At 19.4% G+C, this 2,368-nt stretch carries 1 protein-coding gene; it reads right to left on the minus strand.

Going from position 1 to position 2,368, the window contains the following annotated elements; translation table 11 throughout:
• Positions 1 to 455: 455 nt before the first annotated feature.
• Positions 456 to 1,298: a hypothetical protein gene (locus OC705_RS02455; RefSeq protein ID WP_304514061.1), complete on the minus strand. Its 843-nt coding sequence runs from the start codon at positions 1,296 to 1,298 to the stop codon at positions 456 to 458.
• Between the last annotated feature and the right edge of the window lie 1,070 nt (positions 1,299 to 2,368).

The following is a 2,368-nucleotide window of genomic DNA, read 5'->3' on the forward strand; positions in this document are numbered from 1 at the left end:
TTTTAATAATTTAATTTTTTATTTTAATATTTTTTTTTTTTTTAAAAAAAGAGTAAGTAACTTTTCTGTTTCTCTTTTTTATTTTTTTTTTTTTTTTTAAAAATACCTTCTTTTATCATTTTTCTTCCTTCCATATTTTTTTATTGGAAGGGTTATCTTTTTTTTAAAAAACAAAAAAAGACCAATTTTAAAATTGGTCTTTATTATTAATTCTTTTCTTTATTTTTTATTCAATGTTATCACTGTAACCTCTTCATTTGGTTGTTTAGTGAACGGGGAAAAGTGCGTTTATTACATCTACTTATCTTCTTAGGCCATTACAGGCTTATCCTTAGAACCATTTGGTAGCGGTATCTTCTTGACTAACTACTTTGTTGTGACCTGCTTTTAAGAATTTTAATGAATATCAAACATAAAAATCTTTTATATTAGTAAATTAAAAATATTTTTTATAATTAAGTAATGTCATATAAATACTTAAGTTTCGAAATAATTGTTTGTTGATATTTTTGATTTTTTTCTTCATAATCTTCGGTTATTGTTTGTTGATGTTTTTCTTGATAATTTAAAAATAATCTTTTTTGCAACAAATCTTGTTCTAAGTTAGCAATTTTCGATTTAATAGGTGATTTTTCTATTTCATTAATAAACAATAATATATCTTTTTGGATTAAATCTATTTTTTCAGATTTGTCAGGATAATTATCCTCATTTAACCATTTCCATTCGGATTTAACTTTTTCTTTTTGTAAAAGTTTTTGTTCTAATGCATTCATATAAGATAAATATTGACGATATTGAAAAAAATTATTATTATCCTCATTTAAAAATTCCCATTTAAAATTTGGTTTCAATTCGTTTATTTGTAGTGCTTGAATATATATTTTTTTTTCTAAAGCCTCAAAACGCTCTTTTAAAGATCTAACTTTATAATAAGCATCAAAATATTCAGCTTCTTTTTTTTTAAGTTCTTCTTTATTTTTATCAATATGAGATTTTTTATTTTTTAAAAATTGAGAATTTTGTTTATATTTATTGCGAATCGAAATTATTTCGTGTATCTCTCTTTGCGTTAGATCATCAGGAATATTATCAGTATTTTCCAAAATATAATCTTTTATATTATTAAATCTTGCCGAAGTGATTTTAATTTTATTTATTCCGTAACTAAAGCGATTTTTAGAACCAAAGTCAGATTTTGATTCAAAAATTGTTAGTTCTTGATTATTATGAGAATTTTGAGAATCTTCTTTATAATGAAACATTGATTCTTTATCATTAAACTTATTATTAATCATTAAAATAATTATGCCTAAAGTAAAAATAATAATCATAAATTTTGTTGAAAAAATTTTTTTTAAATGCATTCAATTAATGTTCTTTCTAGTTAGAAATGAAATTATTTTTTATTGTATGAAGTAAAATTTAAAACATTAATTTGATTCCATGAATATAATCATGAATATAATAAATGTTTAATATTATTATATAAAATTATTCACTTAAATTTTAACTTTAAAATAATATTAAATAAATAATATAAATTTGATTTTTTAAAAATAATTTAATCACAAATAAATTTTAATTAAAATTTATTTATATATATAGATTATTTAAGTTTTGATCTCGAAATTTATCTTTCTGATAGCTATTACAAATAGCCTCCCATAAGCAAATTTCCCGGTATCCAGCTTGCCATAATTTATCCTCTTTTGAAGACTCACTTTTTGTATCACAACTGGTTATTTGGTTTATTAATCATTAAAATAATCAAATCATATAACTTTTATTTTGACCATAAAAAAATTTTCTTAAATTTCAAGATAAGAATTTAATATCAAGATAAAAAAGTTATTTTTAATTATTTTCAAAAGCACAAATACAATTATCAAAAAATTTTAATTATTTATTAAAAGAAATTTAATTTAAAAAAATGTAAATTTTTTTAATAAAAATTGAATTTTAAAATTAATTTAACTTTTGTCAAATATATTAATTAAATTTTTTTGGTATTTATAAAAAAATATAACTAAATTATAACAAATATCAAAATAATTAATAAATTATAAATTAATTTTTCATTTTTTTAAACTTTTTAAAATTCAAATAATATTTTGATAATTTATATTTTTTTATCGAAATTTTTTTAAAGTATTATAGAATATAGATTGTAAAAATATAAATTAAATTATATTAAATTTTTAATAAAGGTTTAAAAAAATTATGTTAAAGTTATATTATTTATCTGGGCGCCAAAGAGGCCTAAATATCGTGTGATTTCACCAATCACCAGTGCGATAAACACTGTAAGGCTAAGAACGGTTCTTGAATGGAAACTCTCAAGAATTACAGCAGTTCTTAAAAGCGG

The organism is Candidatus Phytoplasma fabacearum (assembly GCF_030586805.1).
Lineage (GTDB): Bacteria > Bacillota_I > Bacilli_A > Acholeplasmatales > Acholeplasmataceae > Phytoplasma > Phytoplasma fabacearum.

Excerpts from the sequence above, each read along its gene's own strand:
- OC705_RS02455 (WP_304514061.1), bottom strand. The coding sequence starts at position 1,298 with ATGATTAATAATAAGTTTAATGATAAAGAATCAATGTTTCATTATAAA.